The sequence below is a fragment of the Pannonibacter indicus genome (genome assembly GCF_001418225.1).
Classification (GTDB): domain Bacteria; phylum Pseudomonadota; class Alphaproteobacteria; order Rhizobiales; family Stappiaceae; genus Pannonibacter; species Pannonibacter indicus.
This window is the reverse complement of record NZ_LIPT01000007.1, coordinates 95856-116350: the sequence shown is the minus strand read 5'-3', so window position 1 is coordinate 116350 and position 20495 is coordinate 95856. Positions and strand designations below refer to the sequence as shown.

The window sequence follows — 20495 nt, the reverse complement described above, 5'->3', positions numbered from 1 at the left end:
TTCCTTCAGAAGGTTTCACAACATGTCCGCCCTGCCGCGCCGTTTCTGGCATGAGATGACCACGGCCGAATTTTCCGGCTCCGACACACGCAACTGGATAGCCGTCCTGCCGGTGGCGGCTATCGAGCAGCATGGCCCGCATCTGCCGGTATGGACCGACACGGCGATTGCCGAGGGCCAGATCGCCCGCACGCTGGAGCTTCTGCCCGAGGACCTGCCGGTCACCTTCCTGCCCGTGCAGCAGATCGGCAAGTCGAACGAGCATATTTCCTCACCCGGCACGCTGACGATTTCCTGGGACACGCTGACCCGCGCCTGGATCGACATTGGCGAAAGCGTCGCCCGTGCCGGCATCCGCAAGCTGGTGCTGATCAATTCCCACGGCGGCAATGTGCCCATCATCGACATCGTGGCACGTGAGCTGCGCATCAGCCACGAGATGCTGGTGACCGCCACCGCCTGGTCGCGCTTCGGCCAGCCGGAGGGCGTGTTCCCGGCGGATGAATTCACCTATGGCATCCACGGCGGCGACATCGAAACCTCGATCATGCTGCACCTGCAGCCCGGCCTGGTGCGCATGGACAAGGCCATCGACTTCCCCTCCACCCAGCAGGACTTCATCAAGGAGTTCAAATATCTGCGCGGCCATGGCCAGCAGCAGTTCGGCTGGAAGGCGCAGGATCTCAACCCGGCAGGCGCCGTCGGCAATGCCGCCCGCGCCACGGCGGAAAAGGGCAAGGCCTCGCTGGATCATGCCGCAGCAGGCTTCGTGGAGCTGCTGAAGGACATTCACGCCTTCGATCTCTCCCGCCTCTGGTCTGCTGGCGCATGAGCGTCTGACGGCCCAAACTGCAGAACAACGGAAAGCGTCCAAGGAAACGCCCAAGGAAACGCCATGAGCAAACCCGACATTCTCATCCCCTCCCCGCTCCGGGACATGATCATCGACGGCCTCGAGCCGCATTTCACCCTGCACAAACTCTATGAAGCCGAAGACGCGGAAGCCTTCCTGAAGGAGCGCGAAGCCATCATCCGGGGCATTGCCGTCAGCTTCTTCAACGTGGACCAGCCCTTCATCGACCGCTTCCCGAATCTGGAGATCATCTCCAACTTCGGCGTCGGCTATGACAAGGTGGACGCTCGCCACTGCGGCACGCGCGGCATCATCGTCACCAACACCCCGGACGTGCTGAGCGAGGAAGTCGCCGACACGGCCATCGGCCTGATGATCATGACCATCCGCGAATTGTCAGCCGCCGAGCGCTGGCTACGGGATGGCAACTGGGTGAAGAAAGGCGCCTACCGCCTGACGCCGGGCACCCTGCGCGGCCGCACCCTTGGCATCTTCGGCCTTGGCCGCATCGGCAAGGCCATTGCCACCCGCGCCGAGGCCTTCGGCATGAACGTTCATTACCACGGCCGCACCCAGCAGGCGGGCGTGGACTACACATACCATCCCAGCCTTGTGTCACTGGCCGAAGCCGTGGACACGCTGATGATCGTCGCCCCCGGCGGTCCGGAAACCCAGCACATGGTGGGCGAGCGCGTTCTGGAGGTGCTGGGGCCGGACGGCGTTCTCATCAACATCGGCCGCGGCTCGGTGGTCAATGAGACGGCTCTGATCGAGGCACTGAAGAAGGGCACCATCATGGCGGCCGGTCTGGACGTGTTCGAGCAAGAGCCGCATGTGCCGCAGGACCTGCTGGACCTGCCGAACGCTGTGCTTCTGCCGCATGTGGGCTCGGCCTCCGTCGCCACACGCGATGCCATGGGACAGCTTGTGGTCGACAATCTCAAGAGCTGGTTCAGCACCGGAAAACCGTTGACCCCGGTTGCCGAAACGCCGTTTCCCCGGACCTGAACGGCCAGCACGGTGCGGCCAGCCCGGCCTGCAAGGCTGACGCAAGGCCGCTCCTGCATCTGGGAAGAAGAGCCATGAGGAGATGAGCCCTTGCGTCAGCTCAGCAAACCGGCGGAACCGCGCCGGCACAAGCGTCAGAGAACACGTCTCAGGGCGGGCCGGGTTGCCGACAGCAGCGACACGTTCCTGTGCGACTGCCTGATCAGCGACATGTCACCGGCAGGAGCCCGGCTGAAACTGCCTGCCGAAGTGGATCTGCCGGAGGAAATCGTCCTCTTTGACGAACTGGAAAACACCGTGGCGGTGGCAAGCCTGCGCTGGCGGTCGGGCTGCAATGCCGGCATCCAGTATGATGTCCCGCCCGCCAAAGCTGCGCTGTTTTCCTTGACCCGCCAGCGGGCTTTGACGCGGCGCTACTACGCTTTGAACGACTGAGGCAGCAGGCCTTTGCGCCGGACACAGAAGGCGCCCCGCCCTTGACTTGAGCGGCGGGGTCTGAACAGTTCAGGCCAAGAGCCGGTTCATCGTGACCCGGCGTTAGTCGTGAGGCAGTCATGTTGAAGCCACTTGTGGCGGCAGTCTTTTCGCTGATGCTTGCCCTGACGGCACAGACTCAGGCTGAGGAAATGCAGATCAAGGATATTCAGATCGGCACCGGAGCCGAGGCCGATGTGGGCAACACGGTCTTCGTGCATTACACCGGCTGGCTGATGGACGGTACCAAGTTCGACAGCAGCGTCGACCGTGGCACGCCCTTCAGCTTCACGCTGGGCGAACGCCGCGTGATCCCGGGCTGGGAGCAGGGCGTCGTCGGCATGAAAGTGGGCGGCAAGCGCGAATTGGTCATTCCCCCGGAACTGGCCTATGGCCCGCGCGGCGCCGGCGGCGTCATTCCGCCCAACGCCACCCTGCGCTTCGAGATCGAACTTCTGGACGTGAAGGCCAAGAGCTTTACCAATCTGGACAATGGCGCCCTGAAGGCCCGCATTGCCGCAGGCATTCCGGTGATCGACATCCGCACCCCCGACGAGTGGCGCGAAACCGGCATCATCCCCGGCTCGCACCTTGTCACCTTCTTCGACGCCGCCGGTCAGGTGAACCCGGATTTCGGGCCGGAACTGGAGAAGATCATCGATTCGCCGGACGATGAAGTCATCCTGCTCTGCCGCACTGGCAACCGCAGCGGCATGCTGGCCAAGTATCTTTCCGAACAGGCAGGCCTGACCAGGGTGGCCAATGTGCAGGACGGCATCATGAGCTGGATCGCCACGGGCGGCGAGGTGGAAGAGCCGAAGCTGCCCTAAGCGGACAGATGTTGCACACAAGGCCCGGCAGCCTCAGGCTCCGGGCCTTTTGCATGGGCAAAGCACCAGGCACGCATGCAGCCGGCAGCATCTACATGAACCGTTAACCTTGTTTTTCATGACAATTTTAACTTTCGGGGCCGAGTCTTGGGGCAAGGGGACACTGACCCAGCAAGGCCGAATTCATGACCCGCCGACTGTCCACACATGCCATCCTTCTTGCCGCCGCTCTGTCCTTGAGTGGGTGCGGCACGGTGTCAGGCATCACCGGACTGGGCTGGATGACCCCGTCCTCGGACAAGGTCATCTACAACGACACCAAATGGTGCGTTCCGCGCGATCTCAAGCGCGTCCTCAACCGCCTGTCCGACCGTTTCGGACGGGTGACGGTGATCTCCACCAAGCGCTGGTGGCTGGAGAACTGGTGGAAGGGCGGCGCCGGCAACTCCTACCATCTCAATTGCCGCGCCGTGGATTTCCGCGTCAACGGCAATCCGCAAGAGGTTCTGGCCTTCCTGAAGGCCCAACCGGAGGTCGGCGGCTACAAGCGCTACTCCAGCGGCTTCTACCACATCGACAACGGCCCCCGCAGGACATGGTAGGCAGGCCGGTAAGCAGGCTGGGACCTGCCCAGCCCTCGTCCGTGTCAGCCCAGCTCGCCCATTTCCAGCGCCATTTCCCAGGCCACCGGATCATAGCCAAGCAGGGTGCGGCCCCTGGCTTCGGCAATCGGACGCTTGATCGCTGAAGGGTGCTCCAGCATCAGGGCGATGGCGCTGGCATTGTCCTTCACGGCATCCTGCACCTCATCCGGCAGCTTGCGCCAGGTGGTGCCGCGGCGGTTCAGAACCTGCTCCCAGCCGAAGGCCTCGACAAACTGCGTCAGCTTTTCTGCGTCCACGCCGTCCTTCTTGTAGTCATGGAAGGTGTAGGCCACACCGGCCCCATCCAGAAAGGCGCGGGCTTTCTTCACCGTGTCGCAGTTCTTGATTCCATAGACGATCATACGAAGCCTCACTTCACGTTGATGGACATTGACGGCCTCATAGCAGATTTATCAGGCTGTGGCGCCCATGCGGGTGACCAGCTTCAACAGCTGCTGCATTCCGCAATTTGCATCATTCCGCTTGCATGTTTCCAGCGCAGGCTCAAACTGCGTCCGCTTACGTGTATTTACTCAAATCCCTGTTTCAAGAGACAGTTCCATGGCACCACGGCAGATGCGCACGCCGCCCGGCAACGGCCCGCTTCAGCAGCAGCTGCGGCTTTATTCCGGGCTGATCCTCTTTGTCTTTGCCAGCACCCATTTTCTCAACCATGCCCTCGGCAACATATCGCTGGACTGGATGCAGAAGGGCCAGGAACTGCGCCTCATCGTCTGGTGGTCATGGCCCGGAACAGTGGCTCTTTACGGCGCATTGGCCGTGCATGTGGGGCTTGCCCTGTGGCGCATCGCAGCGCGGCGCACATTCCGGATGCCCGTCTGGGAGGCAATCCAGATCCTGCTGGGCCTGTCCATTCCCTATCTGCTGATCCGGCACATCTACATGACCCGCGGCGCAGCCGAGGTCTATCACGCCCATATGGATTATCAGCATGAACTGTCGGTGCTCTGGCCCGGTTCCGGCGTCACGCAGAGCCTTCTGCTCATGCTCGTGTGGCTGCATGGCTGTGTCGGCATTCACTTCTGGCTGCGGCTTAAGCCCTGGTATCCACGCTGGAGCGGCATACTGCTGACGCTGGCCGCAGCTGTCCCGGTTCTGTCGCTGACGGGCTGGATCAATGGCGCAAGACGGCTGGTTCTGGAAGGCCAGTACCAGCTCAAGGTCACGGCGGAACAGACCGCCCAGCTGCAGGTCTATACCGATATCAGCCGTGCGGCGTTCTTTTCGCTTCTGCTGCTGGTTCTGGTCATCTCGCTGGTCCGCCAGCTGGCGCCGGCCGGGCGCAAGGCTTTCACCGTGCACTATCTGGGTGAAAAGACCGTCCGTGCCAGACCCGGTCCAACCCTGCTCGAGATCAGCCGCATGCGCGGTGTGCCCGTCATGTCAGTCTGCGGCGGCCGCGCCCGCTGTTCCACCTGCCGCACGCTCATCGTCTCCGGCAATGCGGAGCTGCATGCACCCGGGGAGACGGAGGCGCATGTGCTCGAGCGCATACACGCGGGCAAGAATGTACGCCTCGCCTGCCAGATCCGGCCGGAGACGGATCTGGTCGTCCGCCCCCTGCTCCATGGCGGCACGGCCATTCCCCGCGAAGGCCTGCAGGACCGCTACCGCTGGGGCACGGAACAGCCGGTGGCGGTGATGTTCGTCGATCTGCGCGGCTTCACGGCCTTGAGCGAAGGCAGACTTCCCTTCGATGTCGTCTTCATCCTCAACCGCTATGTCGACAGCGTTGTGCGCGTCATCCGCAGCCACAATGGCATGATCGACAAGGTGATGGGCGACGGCATCATGGCCCTGTTCGGCATTGAAAGCACCCTTGAGCAGGGCTCACGGGATGCGCTGCAGGCCATTGTCAGCCTGTCGGCCGAACTCAAGCATGTGAACCGGGATCTTGCATCGCAGCTCAGTGGTCCCTTGCGGATTGCCGTCGGCCTGCATGGCGGCCCTGCCATCCTTGGCCGCATCGGCCTTGACGGGCGCAACGGCGTTGCCTCGGACCTGACAGCCCTTGGCGATGTGGTCAATGTCGCCAGCCGGCTGGAAGGCGTTGCCAAGGAGCACAACGCCACCTGCGCCGTCTCGCGTGACATTCTGGACGCCTCGGGCCTTTGGCTGGAACCGCTGCGACCCTTCCACCAGGTGCCGATCCGCGGGCGGAAAGAACCACTTGAGGTCGCCTGCGTGGAGAACCTGGCACTGCTGCAGAGAGCCATCGCCGGCAACAAGGCTGCCTGATCCCGGGCCTTTCGATGCCGGCGCCTCCCGCCTTGAAACTGCCGATGCGTCAAATGCCGCTTTCCGGACAGGAAAAGCGAGAAAATACAAATTTCTAGCTCTGGACGGCATGCCCCTTCCATTGCGATGATGGGCTGAGCGGCAAACATGCCGCCAGCCCCAGTTCACCCGCTCGGCCATCTGCGGCCCGGAGGCTTGGGGCAGGCGGGCAAAACAGGACACGGGCGGGGCACCCATGATCTTCAGACAGTTTCTCGCAGGCGGCTTGTTAGCCATCTCTGCAACTCTTCTTCATGCGGAACCGGTCACATTCCGCTATGCCTATCAGGGCGGGCTGAACAGCCTTGATCCCTATTCCCTCAACGAGACCTTCTCCCTCTCCGCTCTCGGCAATGTCTATGAAGGGCTGGTGCGGCGGAACGCGAAGCTGGAGCTGGAGCCCGCGCTCGCCGAACGCTGGGAGATGCTGAGCCCGGTCCACTGGCGCTTTCACCTGCGCAAGGACGTGCGCTTTCACGACGGCGGCACGCTGACGGCAGATGACGTGGTTTTCTCCGCCACACGCGTCCGGTCGCAAGGGTCTGACGTGGGCACACGGCTGCCCGCAGGCACGGAAGTGGTGGCCGTTGACAGCCATACCGTCGACTTCCATCTGACGTCCCCGGCCCCGGCGCTGCCCGCCGAATGGGAAACCTGGTACATCATGGACAAGGAATGGACGGAGGCAAACGGCGCCGTTCCGGTCACCTCGGCGTCCAGTGCGGCGCCGGGCGTTGCTGCCCTCAAGGCCAACGGCACCGGCCCCTACCGGATCATCAGCCATGAGCCAGGCCTGAAAACCGTCTACGGCAAGAACCCGGACTGGTGGGATGCCACGGACGGCCTGCCGGACCGGGTGGAGTTTTCCGCCGTCACATCCGGCCCCACCCGCGTTGCCGCGCTTCTCTCCGGCGAACTGGACATGATCTATCCGGTGCCGGTGCAGGATATCTCGCGGGTGGACCAGAGCCCGTCCGCCCAGGTGCTCAGCGGACCGGAACTGCGCACGCTGTTTCTGGGCCTCGATCAAAGCCGTGACGAGTTGCTTTACTCCGACGTGAAGGGCAGTAACCCGTTCAAGGATGTGCGCGTGCGCAAGGCCGTCTATCAGGCGATCGACACTGGCGCCATCACCAGCAAGATCATGCGCGGCACAGCCGAACCTGCCGCCCTTATCGTCAGCCCGGCGCTGTTTGCCCGCGCAGGCGAATTTTCGCGCCTGCCCTACGACCCGGAAGCCTCCCGGCGCCTGCTGGCAGAGGCAGGCTATCCGGACGGCTTTGCCCTGACGCTCGACTGCCCGAATGACCGCTATGTCAACGACGCCAGCATCTGTGAGGCTGTCGCAGCCATGCTCTCGAAGGTTGGCATCAGGACCCGCGCGGACATCCAGCCGAAGGCGAAATACTTCGGGCGAATCCTGCCCACTGGCGGCTATGACACTTCCTTCTATCTGTTCGGCTGGACTCCGGCCGACTTCGACAGCCTCAGCCTGCTGCAGGCCGTTGCCATGTGCCGGAATACGGCCACGGGCGAAGGCGCTTTCAACATCGGCGGCTACTGCAACGAGCAGGCAGACGCCCTGATCCGCCAGCTTGCCGGCGAGGGAGACAAGGACAGGCGTGCGGACATCACCGCTCAGATCTACACCCTGCTCAACGGGGATGTGGCCTATATCCCGCTGCATCAGCAGAAGCTGGCCTGGGGTGTCTCAAACCGGTTCCGTGTGGAGCAGCGGGCCGATGACCAGTTCCTGTTCCGCTTCATCCGGCAGAAATAACCGGCCTGCGGCACTTTGTCCGGCCTGATTGCGGACTGATTGCGGACTGGCTTTGGCCAGGCGGCGGCAGCGCGAAAAAAGGGGGAAGCACATGGCCTCCCCCCAACACTTAACGCCCGTTCAATGACTTGGACTAAAATCTGGCCCTCAAATACGCCGGACCCACTCAAATTCCACAAGATGATGTTACCGCATTGCACAATAAAAAGAAGAGAGAGATTGAGGAAATTTTGAGCAAGAAGGCTCGCAATCTGCCGAAATATGCCGCACCGCAACAACTCTTGACCTTCCAGCAGCTGGAAGCCCTATTTTGGGCAAGATCCCGCGATTCAAGACACCGGCCCCGCAACAGCGATGGCCCGGCAGGCATAAGGACCAGGCAGCCATGACATCCGCAGACCTTTCCAGCCCCCGCCAGCTGATGCTCGACGTTTCGGGTATGACCTGCGGCGGCTGTGCCGCGAGCGTGCAGCGGCTCCTGACCAGCGTCGATGGCGTCTCGGCGGCGAGCGTCGATCTCGCCGCAAAGAGCGCGGCCGTAACGGTCACAAAGAATGTGCCCGTGCCGGAACTGGTTGCCGTGCTGGAAAATGCCGGTTTCCCTGCCCGGCTGCGGGAGGAGTAACCGGCATGCGATCTGCAAGCTCTTCGAGCGCCCGCGAACTGACGCTCGACATCTCCGGCATGACCTGCGGCAGCTGTGCCGCGCGCCTGCAGCGTTCCCTGTCCGCCGTCGACGGGGTGGCGGAAGCCAATGTGAACCTGGCCATGGAAAATGCCCGGCTAGCGCTGGTACGGGACATTCCCGTGCCGGACCTGATTGCCGCCGTGGAAAAGGCCGGTTTTTCGGCCCGCCTGCATGAGGATGAAGCCGCCAAGGCCCGGGCAGAACGCGAGAAGGCAGAGGCCGCCGCGCGGGCGGAAGACCGCAAGGCCTTCCTGCTGTTCGTGATGGGCGCTGCCCTTTCCCTGCCGCTGGTCATTTCCATGGCGCTGATGCCTTCCGGCATCCACTGGATGATCCCCGGGCTGGTGCAGCTGCTGCTGGCAACCCCGGTGCAGATCCTGCTGGGCGCCCGCTTCTACCGGGGCGCCTTCAAGGCCGTGCTTTCGGGCGGTGCCAACATGGATGTGCTGGTCGCCCTCGGCACGTCTGCCGCCTATGGCTACAGTCTTTACCGGGTCTTCGTGCCGGATCCCTCTGGCGTGGAGCATCTTTATTTCGAAGCGTCCATGGTGATCCTGACGCTGGTCCTGCTCGGCAAGCTGCTGGAAAACCGCGCCCGGCGCGCCACTTCTGCCGCCGTGCGGGCACTGATGGCGCTGCGGCCGGAAACCGCCAACAAGATTGACGGCGATACGGTCACCACCGTTCCCATCACCGAGATCCGCCTGGGCGACCGGGTGCTGGTGCGCCCCGGTGAGAGAGTGCCGGTGGACGGCCAGATCGAGAAGGGCAAGAGCGAGCTGGACGAAACGCTGATCACCGGCGAAAGCCTGCCCGTGACCCGTTCTGCCGGCGATCACGTCACTGCAGGCACCATCAACGGCTCTGGCGCGCTGACCGTTGAAGTGATGGCGCTTGGCGAGGAGACGGTCCTTGCCCGCATCATCAAGCTGGTCGAGACAGCGCAAGGGCGCAAGGCGCCGGTGCAGAAGCTCGTCGACAAGGTGTCGGCAGTTTTCGTGCCGGTGATCATCGTCTTCGCCCTTCTCACCTTTGCCGGATGGATGATCTGGGGCGGCAGCCTTGATGCGGCCATTGGCGCCAGCGTCGCAGTCCTTGTCATCGCCTGCCCCTGCGCCCTGGGCCTTGCCACGCCCACCGCGCTTGTTGCCGGAACAGGCGCTGCGGCGCGGGCAGGCATTCTCATCCGCGATATCGAGGCGCTGGAAGTGGCACACCGGCTGAAGCTCATCGCCTTCGACAAGACCGGCACCCTGACGCGCGGCGCCCCCGCCGTGACCGATGTGATCGCCTTTGACCGGGACAATGACGGCCTGCTGGCCGCCGCGGCCTCTGCGCAGCTCGCCAGCGAACATCCGCTGGCCCGCGCCATGGTGGAAGCAGCCAGAGCCAAGGGCCTGCCGCTGACCGCACCGGACGAGTTCGAGGCAGTGCCTGGCGAAGGCATCGCCGCCATGCTGGGCGGGCATTCGCTGGTGATCGGCAACAGGACCCTGATGGACCGGCTGAAAGTGGAAAGCATTACCGCAGACTCCATCCGCAAGTCACTGGAAGGGGAAGGCAAGACAGCCGTTCTTGCCGCACTCGATGGCCGGGCGGTTGGCGTCATCGCCTTCTCGGACACACTGCGCGACACCTCCGTTCAAGCTATTCAGGCGCTGAAGGACATGGGCATCCGCACCGTGATGATCACCGGCGACAGCGAGACCGTTGCCCGCAAGGTGGCCGCTGAAACCGGTCTTGACGAGGTGCGCGCAGGCGTGCGCCCGGATGGCAAGGCCAAGGCAATCGAGGCTCTGCGTGCGGAGGCTGGCGGCGCCGTCGGCATGGTGGGAGACGGGCTGAATGATGCACCAGCGCTTGCTGCCGCCGACATCGGCATTGCCATGGGCTCCGGTGTTGATGTGGCCATGGAGGCTGCCGGCATCACGCTGATGCGCCCGGATCCGCTGATGGTGGCGGCGGCTGTGCGTGTTTCAAAGGCAACGCTGGGGAAGATCCGGCAGAACCTGTTCTGGGCCTTCGCCTACAATGTCATCGGCATTCCGCTGGCGGCCTTTGGCATGCTGTCCCCCGCCATTGCCGGGGCAGCGATGGCGCTCAGCTCGGTTTCCGTTGTCACCAACGCGGGCCTGCTGAAGCGCTGGAAGCCTTGAGCTTTTTGCAACCTTGCCATGGCATAGTCGTTTCTGCTGGCCGATTGCCCACTTGACGATTACGTAAACGGTATGCTTGGGTCAGTGCAGAGGAATTGAAGCCTCATGACTTTAACGGCAGGGTGAAGATTTGCCCTGCGCCACGGGAGATGGAACGAATGAGCCTGCAGGAACTGACCGAAGCCGTACGTGCAAAAGTGGCTGGCGGCGGCATCGACGACACCGTAAAATTTGATTGCGGCAGCGACGGCGTCATCTTCCTCGACGGCTCGACCGTCACCAACGAGGACAAGGACGCCGACTGCACCATCAAGATCTCGTCGGACAACCTCGCCGATCTTCTGGCCGGCGAGTTGAACCCGACGACGGCCTTTATGACCGGCAAGATCAAGGTCGAGGGCAACATGGCCGTGGCCATGAAGCTCGGCAGCATCGTCTGATGCCAGATCCTGAAACGGCATGATGCGGCTCCGTCCATGGGCGGGGCCGCTCTCATACCAATGCTCGATAAGCTTGACTCATTGATCATTAGTTAAGCCCTTGTGGCGCTTGAGCATTTTCAAGGCGTGGTGCGTCAGCACCTCAACGCCTTGGTATCATTTGCGCGGGCGTTCGCCGGTGTAGATGGCGCGGGGGCGGATCTGCTCGGGAGTGGCGTATTGCTCCAGGGCATGGGCTATCCAGCCCACCATGCGCCCGGCGCAGAAGATGGTCTTGCCCGCCTGTGGCGGCAGACCGAGGGCGCGGCGTAGAACGGCAAAGGCGAAATCGATGTTCGGCTCAAGGCCGAACAGATCGCGCGCCAGATCGATGACGATGACTGCCAGTTCCGCCGCGGGACCGCCACCCTTCTTCGCCTTCAGCATATCCATCAGCATGTCTCCGCGCGGATCCTTGCCGCGATAGACCGGATGGCCGAACCCATGCAGCGGCTCTCCCAGCATCAGCCGCTCGTGCAGCACTGCTTCTGCATCCGCTGCTGAATGGATCTGATCTAACCACAGCCCCACCCGGTCGGACGCCGCCCCATGCCGGGGACCGGTGAAGGCGCCTGCGCCCGCAATCAGCGCCGCATGCAGGGGCGCACGGGTGGAGGCGGCGCAGCGCACGGTGAAGGCACTTGTGTTGAGTTCATGATCGGCGGAGAGCACAAGCGCGGCCCGGATCAGATCCGCTCCGTCTGCGGCTGAAACTCCCCCGGCACCGGAGCGGCCGGGCACCAGCCAGCACTCCGCCAGTTGCTCATGCACCGGCAGGCTCGACACCTCCGCCCGCCCAAGCAGCGCAGCCGCCGCAACCCGCACGAAAGCGGCCCCCTTGCGCAGCAGCAATTGCGGCGAGCGGGTATAGGCGGCAGGGTCGGACACGGGCCAGGCGGCCAGCGCCGTCATCAGCCGCTCCATTGCCCCCATCCCGTCCGGAAAGAGCGGCAGCTGCATGCTGACCGGCCCGGCGAAGGGATCCTCCTCGCAGTCCCACAGCAGAGCGGCAGTGGCTTCCAGCGTCAGGCTCCTGGCAAGATCGGTCGCCCTGTGCCCCCGGTACCATGGCCCATCCTCGCCAATGTGGGTGAGCCGGGTTTCCAGCACCGGATCCCCGGACAGCGGCCTTGCCCCGCCCTGCGGCTCGGGCCTGTCGCGCTGCACCAGGAGCTTGCGGATGTCGCTGGCATCATAGCGCTTCTGCTTGCCCGGTCCCGGTACGGAGCGGATCAGGCCCCGGCTGACATACGCATAGAGGGTGGCCGGCTGGATGCCGAGTTCAGCGACGGCCTCGCGGGCGGAGAGATAAAGCGGCTGGCTCATATATTGATTGTATCTATCAATATTGACCACATCAAGCATTCCTCCTTTCATGCCGTTCAGATGGCAAAGGAGGGAGTTTTTCCATGACGCTCGCTTACCCCAACCCGGTTTTCACCGGCGCACAGGCCGAAGGCCTCGATGGCATCACCGCTGCCGCCACGATCCTCAGTGAAGTGGACGGCGAAGGCGGACGGCTGGTGCTGCGCGGCAAGCCCATTGAGGAGCTGGCCGGGCATCTCACCTATGAGGAGGCGGCCAGCTTCTTCTGGGCCGATATCCTGCGCGTGCCGCGCGGCGCAGAGCTGACGGCCCGCTTTGCCGAGGCCCGCGCCACAGCGGCCCGCGCCCTGCCCGTCCTGCAGGCTGCTTCACCGAAACTGGGCACCTATGAGCTGATGCGGCTGGGGCTTTCGGCGCTGGCCAGCGAAGGGGCAAATGAGGATCCCGTGGTGCTGTGCGGCAGTCTGCCGGTATTTCTGGCCGCAGGCTGGCGGATCAGCCAGGGCCTCGCCCCGGTGATGCCCGACCTTAGCCTGCGCAGCTCGGAAGACATGCTGCGCATGCTGACGCGCAAGGCGCCGGATGCCCGGGCGGCGGCAGCGGTCGACCGCTATCTCGTCACCATTCTCGATCACGGCTTCAACGCCTCCACCTTCACCGCCCGTGTCATTGCCTCGACGGGCGCGGACATGGCTTCTGCCGTCATCGGCGCCATGGGAGCCCTCAAGGGCCCGCTGCATGGCGGCGCGCCGGGACCGGTGCTGGACATGCTTGATGCCATCGGCACCTCGGACCGGGCGGAACGCTGGATCGAGCGGACACTGAAGGACGGCAAGCGGCTGATGGGCTTCGGCCACAGGATCTACCGCACCCGCGACCCGCGCGCCGATGTGCTGAAGGCAGGTCTTGCGGAACTGCCCTCCAACGCCGGACGGCTGGTTCTCGCACAAGCGGTGGAACAGGCGGCCCTTGCCGCACTGGCCCGGCACAAGCCGGACCGGCCCCTGCAGACCAATGTGGAGTATTACACCGCCGTGATGCTGGAAGCGGCGGGTATGGACCGCAGCCTGTTCACGCCCCTGTTTGCCATGGGCCGGGCCATCGGCTGGTGCGGCCATGTGACCGAGCAGCGCGCCACCGGCCGCCTCATCCGCCCCGCCTCGCGCTATGTGGGGCCGGTCGCCGCATAACCTCCCCGGATGCAGATCAGGCCGCGGCCGCCGCTGCGCCCTGACGCCGGTCCTCCCGGATCATCGCCGCGCCCTTGTCCGCGATCATCACCGTGGGGGCGTTGGTGTTGCCGGAGGTGATCAGCGGCATGACGGAAGCATCCACGACACGCAGGCCTCCAATGCCCCGCACCCGCAGCCGCCCATCCACGACGCTGGCCTCATCCGCACCCATGCGGCAGGTGCTGGTGGGATGGAAGATGGTGGTGCCGATATCGCCGGCTGCCCGCGCCAGTTCCTCATCGCTCTGCAGCGAGGGGCCGGGCAGATATTCCTCCGGCCGGTAGCGGGCCATGGCCGGGGCTTCCATGATCCGCCGGGTCAGGCGGATGCTGTCCGCCGCCACCTGCCGGTCAGCCGCAGCGGAGAGATAATTGGGGCGGATCTCCGGCTGGTCCTTCGCATGGCCCGTCAGCGCATGCACATGGCCCCGGCTCTCGGGCCGTAGATTGCAGACACTGGCGGTGATCGCCGGGAAGGGATGCAACGGCTCGCCGAACTTGTCGAGCGACAGCGGCTGCACGTGATATTCGATGTTGGCCGTTTCGAAGGAGGGATCAGACTTGGCAAAGACACCAAGCTGGCTGGGCGCCATGGACATGGGGCCAGAGCGGTTCAGCGCATATTCCAGCGCGATGCGTGCCTTGCCGAAGAGGTTGCCCGCCATCTGGTTCAACGTCTTTGCCCCATGCACCTTGAAGATGGTGCGCAGCTGCAAATGATCCTGGAGGTTCTCCCCCACCTCCGGCAAACTATGCCGGACAGTGACACCGATGCGGTCCAGAACATCCGGATTGCCGATGCCCGACAGCTCCAGAATATGCGGTGACTTCACGGCCCCGGCGGCAAGGATCACCTCGCCGCGCACCCGTGCGGTGGCAGGCTGACCCTTCACCGTCAGCGCAACGCCAGTAGCGCGCCGGCCATCCAGAAGAACGCTGGTCACCTCCGCCTGCGTCACCACCCGCAGATTGGGCCGCTTCAGCGCCGGGCGCAGGAAGCCCTTGGCCGTATTCCAGCGGATGCCATGCTTCTGGTTCACCTGAAAATAGGATGAGCCGAAATTGTCTCCCCGGTTGAAGTCATCCACCTTGGGAATGCCCGTTTCGGCGCAGGCTTCACGGAAACTGTCCAGCACGTCCCAGGACAGGCGCTGCTGCTCCACCCTGAGCCCGCCGCCCTGCCCGTGGAGGTCATCATTCCACTGGTAGTGGTCCTCGCAGGCGCGGAAATGCGGCAGCACATCCTCCCAGCCCCAGCCGGTGAGGCCAAGCTGGCGCCAGCCGTCATAATCGCGGGCCTGGCCGCGCATGTAGATCATGCCATTGATCGACGAACAGCCGCCCAGCACCTTGCCGCGCGGATAGTTGAGTGCGCGCCCGTTCAGCCCCGGTTCCGCCGCCGTGCGGAAACACCAGTCCGTGCGCGGATTGCCCATGCAATAGAGATAGCCGACGGGGATATGGATCCAGTGATAGCTGTCACGCCCGCCCGCTTCCAGAAGCAGCACCCGGATGTCCGGGTCCTGCGACAACCGGTTCGCCAGCACGCAGCCCGCTGAGCCTGCGCCGACGATCACATAATCCCACTCGCCCAGATCCTGCATGTTTCCACCCGTGTTCTTTGGCACAAGTGGAGACACGCAGGCGCGGTCCGGTCAAGACCGTCAAAGGGCGGGCATGGGATTACGCCATTTCCTGTTCGCGCACGGCCATCTCGATCTCGTCCACCAGCGCCGGATCGAGGTTCAGCCGGGCGGCGAGCATCTGGAGATAGGCTTTTTCCGCCGCGTGATCGGGATCAATGGCAAGCCGCGAGGCGGCGTAGATCTCGGCGGCGGTTTCCGGCGACGTGGCGCTGTTGACGATCTTGTCGAGATCGAGCGGGGCGCGCAGCTCGTCCATCAGGAAAGCCTTGGATTCGGAATCAAGCCCGGCCTCGTCCATCTTGCCGAAGATGCGGCGCTGTTCTTCCGCGTCGATATGGCCATCCGCCTTGGCAGCGGCGATCATGGCGCTGAGCAGGGTCCGCGCCACGATCTGGCTTCCACCGGGGGCGCGCTCAGGGTCAAAAGCCGTGCCGCGCGGAGCTTCGAGTTCGAGCGGGGCGCGCTGCTGCGGGCCGGGGGACTGGCCGCCATTCTGCTGGCCGGCCTGATAATCGCGGTAGGCCTTGTAGGCGAGGCCAGCGACCAGCGCGAGGCCGCCATAGGTGACCGCCTTGCCGCCGATCTTGCGCGCGGACTTGCTGCCGAGCAGAAGTCCGGCGAGCCCGCCAGCAGCCAGCCCGCCTGCGTTCGACGACAGGAAATCCTTGCCGCGGGACATCAGGTCACCGGCGCCGCCCGTCTTGCCGCCTTGTGCAAGACCGGAGCGGGAGGCCGCACCCATCACCTGATCGAGAAGGGATTTCGCATCGAACATGTCTGGAAGCTCCTTGGCAAACCTTGCGTCAGCCTCAGATGGTGGCTTGGCTGCCCCACTGCAAGTCAGCGCCCGGCGGGAACACTGTCCAGAGGCAGAAGATTGTCATCCTTCAGGGTTTCCATGGCGATGGAGGAGCGCACATTCTGCACCGCCTCATGCGGCAGCAGGTCGTCATTGATCACCCGGCTCAGCGCCTTCAGATCCGGCACCACGATCTTGAGCATGTAATCCACATCACCCGTCAGCGTATGCGCCTCCTGCACCTCGGGCATGGCCTGCACCATGGCGCGGAACCGGCGGGCATTCTCCCGGCTGTGCGCCCCAAGGGTGACACCGACAAAGGCCATCACCGAAAAGCCCAGCCGCTCGGTTGCCAGATCCGCCCGGTAGCGGCGGATGATGCCCTCTGCTTCCAGCGCCTGCCGGCGGCGGGAAATCTGGCTGGCAGAGAGCCCGATCCGCTCCCCCAGCTGCTGGTTGGTGAGGGCGGCATTTTCCTGAAGCGCGGACAGAAGCCGCAGATCAAAGCTGTCAACCTGCATGATGATGCACCAAAACCCATTAAGACGCACAGAACTTGCACAATCTTACGGGATTTTACGTCCTTTGCACACACATTGCGCGCACCAGAGCGCAAGCTTGTCTCACCATCAAGAGGAGGACAGCATGGGACCCTTCCCGCACGACGCACCGCCCGCCACCATTACGGCAGAAAACCCGGCAGGCACCGACGGCTTCGAGTTCGTGGAATTTGCCCATCCGGAGCCTGAGAAACTGGACGCCCTGTTCCGCCGCATGGGCTATAGCCCCGTTGCCAAGCACAGGACGAAAAACATCACCGTCTACCGGCAGGGCGACGTGAACTACATCCTCAACGCCGAGCCCGGCTCCTATGGCATGCGTTTCGTCGAGGCACACGGCCCGTGCGCACCGGCCATGGCCTGGCGCGTGGTGGATGCACAAAAGGCATTTGACCATGCGGTGAAGATGGGCGCAACGCCCTATGAAGGGGACGGCAAGACGCTGGATGTGCCCGCCATCATCGGCATCGGCGGCTCGCTGCTCTATTTCATCGATCAGTATGGCGAAAAGGGCTCGGCCTATTCGGCGGAGTTCGAGTGGCTCGGACCGGTTGATCCGAAGCCGCAGGGCGTCGGCTTCTATTACCTCGACCACCTGACCCATAACGTCTACCGGGGCAACATGGACAAGTGGTGGGACTTCTACCGCAACCTCTTCGGCTTCCGGCAGATCCACTATTTCGACATCGACGGCCGCATCACCGGCCTTGTCAGCCGCGCCATCACCTCGCCCTGCGGCAAGATCCGCATTCCGCTGAACGAGTCCAAGGACGACACCAGCCAGATCGAGGAATATCTGCGCAAGTACAAGGGCGAAGGCATCCAGCACATCGCCGTGGGCACGGATGACATCTACAGCGCCACTGACCGTCTGGCGGACAACGGCCTGAAATTCATGCCCGGCCCGCCGGACACCTATTACGAAATGTCCAAGGCCCGCGTGAACGGCCATGACGAGCCGCTGGAACGGATGAAGAAGCACGGCATCCTCATCGACGGCGAAGGCGTTGTGAACGGCGGCATGACGAAGATTCTCTTGCAGATCTTCTCCAAGACCGTCATCGGCCCGATCTTCTTCGAATTCATCCAGCGCAAGGGCGATGAAGGCTTCGGCGAGGGCAATTTCCGCGCCCTGTTTGAATCCATCGAGGAAGACCAGATCCGCCGCGGCGTCATCAAGGTGGATGCCGCGGAGTAACTTGACTCCAAGAGCCCCGCTGCCGGAAAGTGGCGGGGCCTGCGCAACTCAAGGAGGGATGTGGCGGCGGCACCCGCCTCGGCATCAGGCCGCCGTCAACGAGGCCCCAACTTCCCGCCGCGCCGCCACGAGATCCGCGACAAAGGAGGAGGACCAGTTCTTCGCGTCCTCCCGGCACAGCCGGTCAAACATCGGCTGCCAGCGGGCGCGGCGCTCGTCCAGCGGCATGGTCAGAGCCCGCTGGAGCCCGCGCGCCACGTCTTCATCCGAATAGGGATTGACGCTGATCGCCTCCGGCATGCCTTCTGCCGCACCGGCAAAGCGGGACAGCACCAGCACCCCCGGATCCTCCGGTGCCTGCGCCGCCACATATTCCTTGGCCACAAGGTTCATACCGTCACGCAGCGGCGTCACGAGCCCGACATGGCTCGACCGGTAGAGCCCCGCCAGCACACGGCGCGGAAAGGCCCGCGCCAGAAAGCGGATGGGTGTCCAGTCCAGCTGCGAGAAGCGGCTGTTGACATGGCCGGTCAGCCCCTCCAGCTCGCGCCGGATATCGATATAGGCATCGAGTTCCGCCCGTGACGGCGGCGCCACCTGCATCAGCGACACCTGCCCCTGATTTTCCGGATAATCCTCCAGCAGCCGGGCAAAAGCACGGAAGCGCTCCGGCAGGCCCTTGGTGTAATCGATCCGGTCCACGCCGACGATCTGGCGCCGCCCGGCCAGCTGCTTGGCAAGGCGGGCAGAATTGCGCTGCGCATCCGGTGTCGCGGGAAACTGAGCGAAGGCCTCCGCGTCGATGCCGATGGGATAGGCCTTCACCAGCACCTGCCGGTCCTGCAGTTTCACCACCCCGCCCGCACCCTTGACGCCCCCCAGCTCATCCACCACGAAGCGGCGGAAGTTGGCAGCATCGCGCGAGGTCTGGAAGCCGACCACGTCATAGGCCAGCATGGTTCGGATGAGCGCGCCCGCATTGGGCAGCGCCGCCAGAACCTCTGGCGCCGGAAGCGGAATGTGCAGGAAGAAGCCGATGGGCGCCGTGACGCCCATTTCGCGCAGCGTCGCGGCCAGCGGCATGAAGTGATAGTCATGCACCCAGATGAGATCATCGGATTGCAGCAATGGATGCAGCCGGGAGGCAAAGCGCTCGTTCACATGCCGGTAGCCGTTTTCAAAGGCACGGTCGAAGACAGCCAGATCAAGCCGGTAATGCAGCACCGGCCAGAGCGTCCGGTTTGCATAGCCGGCATAGAAACTGTCGTGATCGGCCTGCGTCATGTCGATCTGCACCAGCTGGACCGACTTTGTCTTCTGCTGTTGAAAAGGGCCGAACGTACCCTCTTCGGAGACCTTGCCGCTCCAGCCGAACCAAAGTCCGCCGGAGCTTGTCAGTGCATCGACCAGAGCCACGGCGAGCCCTCCAGCCTTGCCTGTGTCCTTCATCGGGCCTACCCGATTTGATACCACAACAAGCCGTCCCATGGCCTTCGCCTCCTTTGCTTTGATTGATGTGCCGGACACCTGACAACCGCCAGGCAGGCAGCAAATGAAATGCCCTCTCAAGACACAGTGAAACCAAGGCTCCGGGATGCTGGCGCATCACACCTTGAAAATACTCATGCAGCGCCAGGCGCCAATGACTGAACAGCCAGCACCGCAAAGAGTTCCCGCAATAGATGTTCGAAGCTTCCTTGAAGCCCCGCCTGCCGGTTTATGCCGTCAGATGGCGCGCCTGCTGCGCGAGCCAGTCCGTAACGGCAGCAACATCCGGCAGGCGTGCGGTTGCGCAGGTTGGCCCCTCCCCCACCTTCAACGCGCTCCCTCCAAGAGCAAGCGCTGCGGCCATGGCGTCTTCATCCGTCACATCATCGCCTGCAAAGACCGGCACCCGTCCGCTGAAAGGCGGAAGCTCCATGAAGCGGCGTAGTGCCAGTCCCTTGTCATGGGTCGCCGGTTTCACTTCCATCACCATCTTGCCGCGCAGGACATGCAGGCCGGGCAGCCCGGTCAGAACACGCGCAAGATAAGCCTCCAGCGCGCTTTCCAGATGGGGAATGGACCTGTAGTGCAGCGCGATGGCCGCGCCCTTGTCTTCCAGCAGGATGCCGTCAGCCAGCAGCCCGCAGGCTTCCACCGACCGCCGCAGATACTGCAGTTCCGGTGAGGCTTCGGCACGCACGGGATCAGCAGCAGCGGTGCTGCGCCATTCAAGGCCATGGAGCCCGGCGGCGGGCAAAGCGAGGGGGTGGAGAAATCCGTCGATCTCTGAGATAGGTCTGCCGGTGATGATGGCGACAGCACCATCCAGACAATCATTGATCCGGCTCAGAAAGCTGATCACTTGTTCATCAACGTCTACGAGCTCCGGCCGGGGCGCAAGAGCTGCCAGCGTGCCATCAAAATCGAGAAAAAGAGCACTATCGGGCTGCAGACGGACAGGATGTTGCATGTGCTCAGTTTAAGACACACGCGGGAAAAGTCCACCCCTGCCCCGGATTTTCTCCGGAGCAGGGACGGAA

General features: G+C 63.7%; 19 protein-coding genes. 12 read left to right on the top strand and 7 right to left on the bottom strand.

The genetic code is table 11. The features are described from left to right. The first annotated feature begins 22 nt into the window (after nt 1-22). The 5 genes from ASC48_RS11925 (at nt 23) to ASC48_RS11905 (ending at nt 3767) form a co-directional block, all read left to right on the top strand. On the top strand, nt 23-832 hold the full coding sequence (locus tag ASC48_RS11925) for a creatininase family protein (RefSeq protein ID WP_055455968.1): 810 nt from the start codon (nt 23-25) through the stop codon (nt 830-832). Nucleotides 833-895: 63 nt separating this feature from the next. Beyond that, a complete protein-coding gene (locus ASC48_RS11920; RefSeq protein ID WP_055455967.1) occupies nt 896-1861 on the top strand; it encodes a 2-hydroxyacid dehydrogenase in 966 nt (321 codons plus the stop codon). Nucleotides 1862-1951: 90 nt separating this feature from the next. After that, the gene (locus ASC48_RS11915; protein WP_055455966.1) at nt 1952-2296 is read left to right on the top strand and encodes a pilus assembly protein PilZ; all 345 of its coding nucleotides are present in this window, start codon (nt 1952-1954) and stop codon (nt 2294-2296) included. 119 nt (nt 2297-2415) lie between these two features. Beyond that, nucleotides 2416-3165: an FKBP-type peptidyl-prolyl cis-trans isomerase gene (locus ASC48_RS11910; RefSeq protein ID WP_055455965.1), complete on the top strand. Its 750-nt coding sequence runs from the start codon at nt 2416-2418 to the stop codon at nt 3163-3165. 185 nt (nt 3166-3350) lie between these two features. Continuing rightward, entirely contained in the window at nt 3351-3767 is a 417-nt protein-coding gene (locus ASC48_RS11905; protein WP_055455964.1) for a YcbK family protein, read from the top strand. A 44-nt stretch (nt 3768-3811) separates the two neighbouring features. Here ASC48_RS11905 and ASC48_RS11900 read toward each other — a convergent pair whose 3' ends face one another. Next, nucleotides 3812-4171, bottom strand: a complete 360-nt coding sequence (locus tag ASC48_RS11900) for an ArsC family reductase (RefSeq protein WP_055455963.1) — start codon at nt 4169-4171, stop codon at nt 3812-3814. A 199-nt stretch (nt 4172-4370) separates the two neighbouring features. Between ASC48_RS11900 and ASC48_RS11895 the strand changes: the two genes are divergently transcribed. The 5 genes from ASC48_RS11895 (at nt 4371) to ASC48_RS11875 (ending at nt 11171) form a co-directional block, all read left to right on the top strand. Further along, entirely contained in the window at nt 4371-6068 is a 1698-nt protein-coding gene (locus ASC48_RS11895; RefSeq protein WP_208975690.1) for an adenylate/guanylate cyclase domain-containing protein, read from the top strand. A gap of 235 nt (nt 6069-6303) precedes the next feature. After that, a complete protein-coding gene (locus ASC48_RS11890; protein WP_055455961.1) occupies nt 6304-7887 on the top strand; it encodes an ABC transporter substrate-binding protein in 1584 nt (527 codons plus the stop codon). A 385-nt stretch (nt 7888-8272) separates the two neighbouring features. After that, nucleotides 8273-8512, top strand: coding sequence for a heavy-metal-associated domain-containing protein (locus tag ASC48_RS20110; protein WP_055455960.1), 240 nt, complete (start codon nt 8273-8275; stop codon nt 8510-8512). Between the two features lie 5 nt (nt 8513-8517). Then, nucleotides 8518-10731: a heavy metal translocating P-type ATPase gene (locus ASC48_RS11880; RefSeq protein ID WP_055455959.1), complete on the top strand. Its 2214-nt coding sequence runs from the start codon at nt 8518-8520 to the stop codon at nt 10729-10731. A 158-nt stretch (nt 10732-10889) separates the two neighbouring features. After that, a complete protein-coding gene (locus ASC48_RS11875) occupies nt 10890-11171 on the top strand; it encodes an SCP2 sterol-binding domain-containing protein (RefSeq protein ID WP_055455958.1) in 282 nt (93 codons plus the stop codon). Between the two features lie 156 nt (nt 11172-11327). Here the strand turns inward: ASC48_RS11875 and ASC48_RS11870 are convergent, their stop codons facing one another. Continuing rightward, nucleotides 11328-12536, bottom strand: a complete 1209-nt coding sequence (locus ASC48_RS11870; protein ID WP_055456049.1) for a citrate/2-methylcitrate synthase — start codon at nt 12534-12536, stop codon at nt 11328-11330. 83 nt (nt 12537-12619) lie between these two features. Here ASC48_RS11870 and ASC48_RS11865 point away from each other — a divergent pair, with 83 nt between their 5' ends. Continuing rightward, entirely contained in the window at nt 12620-13726 is a 1107-nt protein-coding gene (locus ASC48_RS11865; RefSeq protein ID WP_055455957.1) for a citrate synthase, read from the top strand. A gap of 16 nt (nt 13727-13742) precedes the next feature. Here the strand turns inward: ASC48_RS11865 and ASC48_RS11860 are convergent, their stop codons facing one another. The 3 genes from ASC48_RS11860 to ASC48_RS11850 form a co-directional block, all read right to left on the bottom strand. Then, nucleotides 13743-15371, bottom strand: a complete 1629-nt coding sequence (locus ASC48_RS11860) for a GMC family oxidoreductase (RefSeq protein ID WP_055455956.1) — start codon at nt 15369-15371, stop codon at nt 13743-13745. 79 nt (nt 15372-15450) lie between these two features. Further along, entirely contained in the window at nt 15451-16188 is a 738-nt protein-coding gene (locus tag ASC48_RS11855) for a tellurite resistance TerB family protein (RefSeq protein WP_055455955.1), read from the bottom strand. 65 nt (nt 16189-16253) lie between these two features. Continuing rightward, the gene (locus ASC48_RS11850) at nt 16254-16733 is read right to left on the bottom strand and encodes an Lrp/AsnC family transcriptional regulator (protein WP_244270051.1); all 480 of its coding nucleotides are present in this window, start codon (nt 16731-16733) and stop codon (nt 16254-16256) included. A 124-nt stretch (nt 16734-16857) separates the two neighbouring features. Here ASC48_RS11850 and hppD point away from each other — a divergent pair, with 124 nt between their 5' ends. After that, the gene (gene hppD, locus ASC48_RS11845) at nt 16858-17970 is read left to right on the top strand and encodes a 4-hydroxyphenylpyruvate dioxygenase (RefSeq protein WP_055455954.1); all 1113 of its coding nucleotides are present in this window, start codon (nt 16858-16860) and stop codon (nt 17968-17970) included. Nucleotides 17971-18054: 84 nt separating this feature from the next. Here the strand turns inward: hppD and ASC48_RS11840 are convergent, their stop codons facing one another. Then, entirely contained in the window at nt 18055-19419 is a 1365-nt protein-coding gene (locus ASC48_RS11840; RefSeq protein ID WP_082440102.1) for an alpha,alpha-trehalose-phosphate synthase (UDP-forming), read from the bottom strand. Nucleotides 19420-19687: 268 nt separating this feature from the next. Further along, nucleotides 19688-20425: a trehalose-phosphatase gene (otsB, locus tag ASC48_RS11835; RefSeq protein ID WP_055455952.1), complete on the bottom strand. Its 738-nt coding sequence runs from the start codon at nt 20423-20425 to the stop codon at nt 19688-19690. Nucleotides 20426-20495 lie beyond the last annotated feature (70 nt).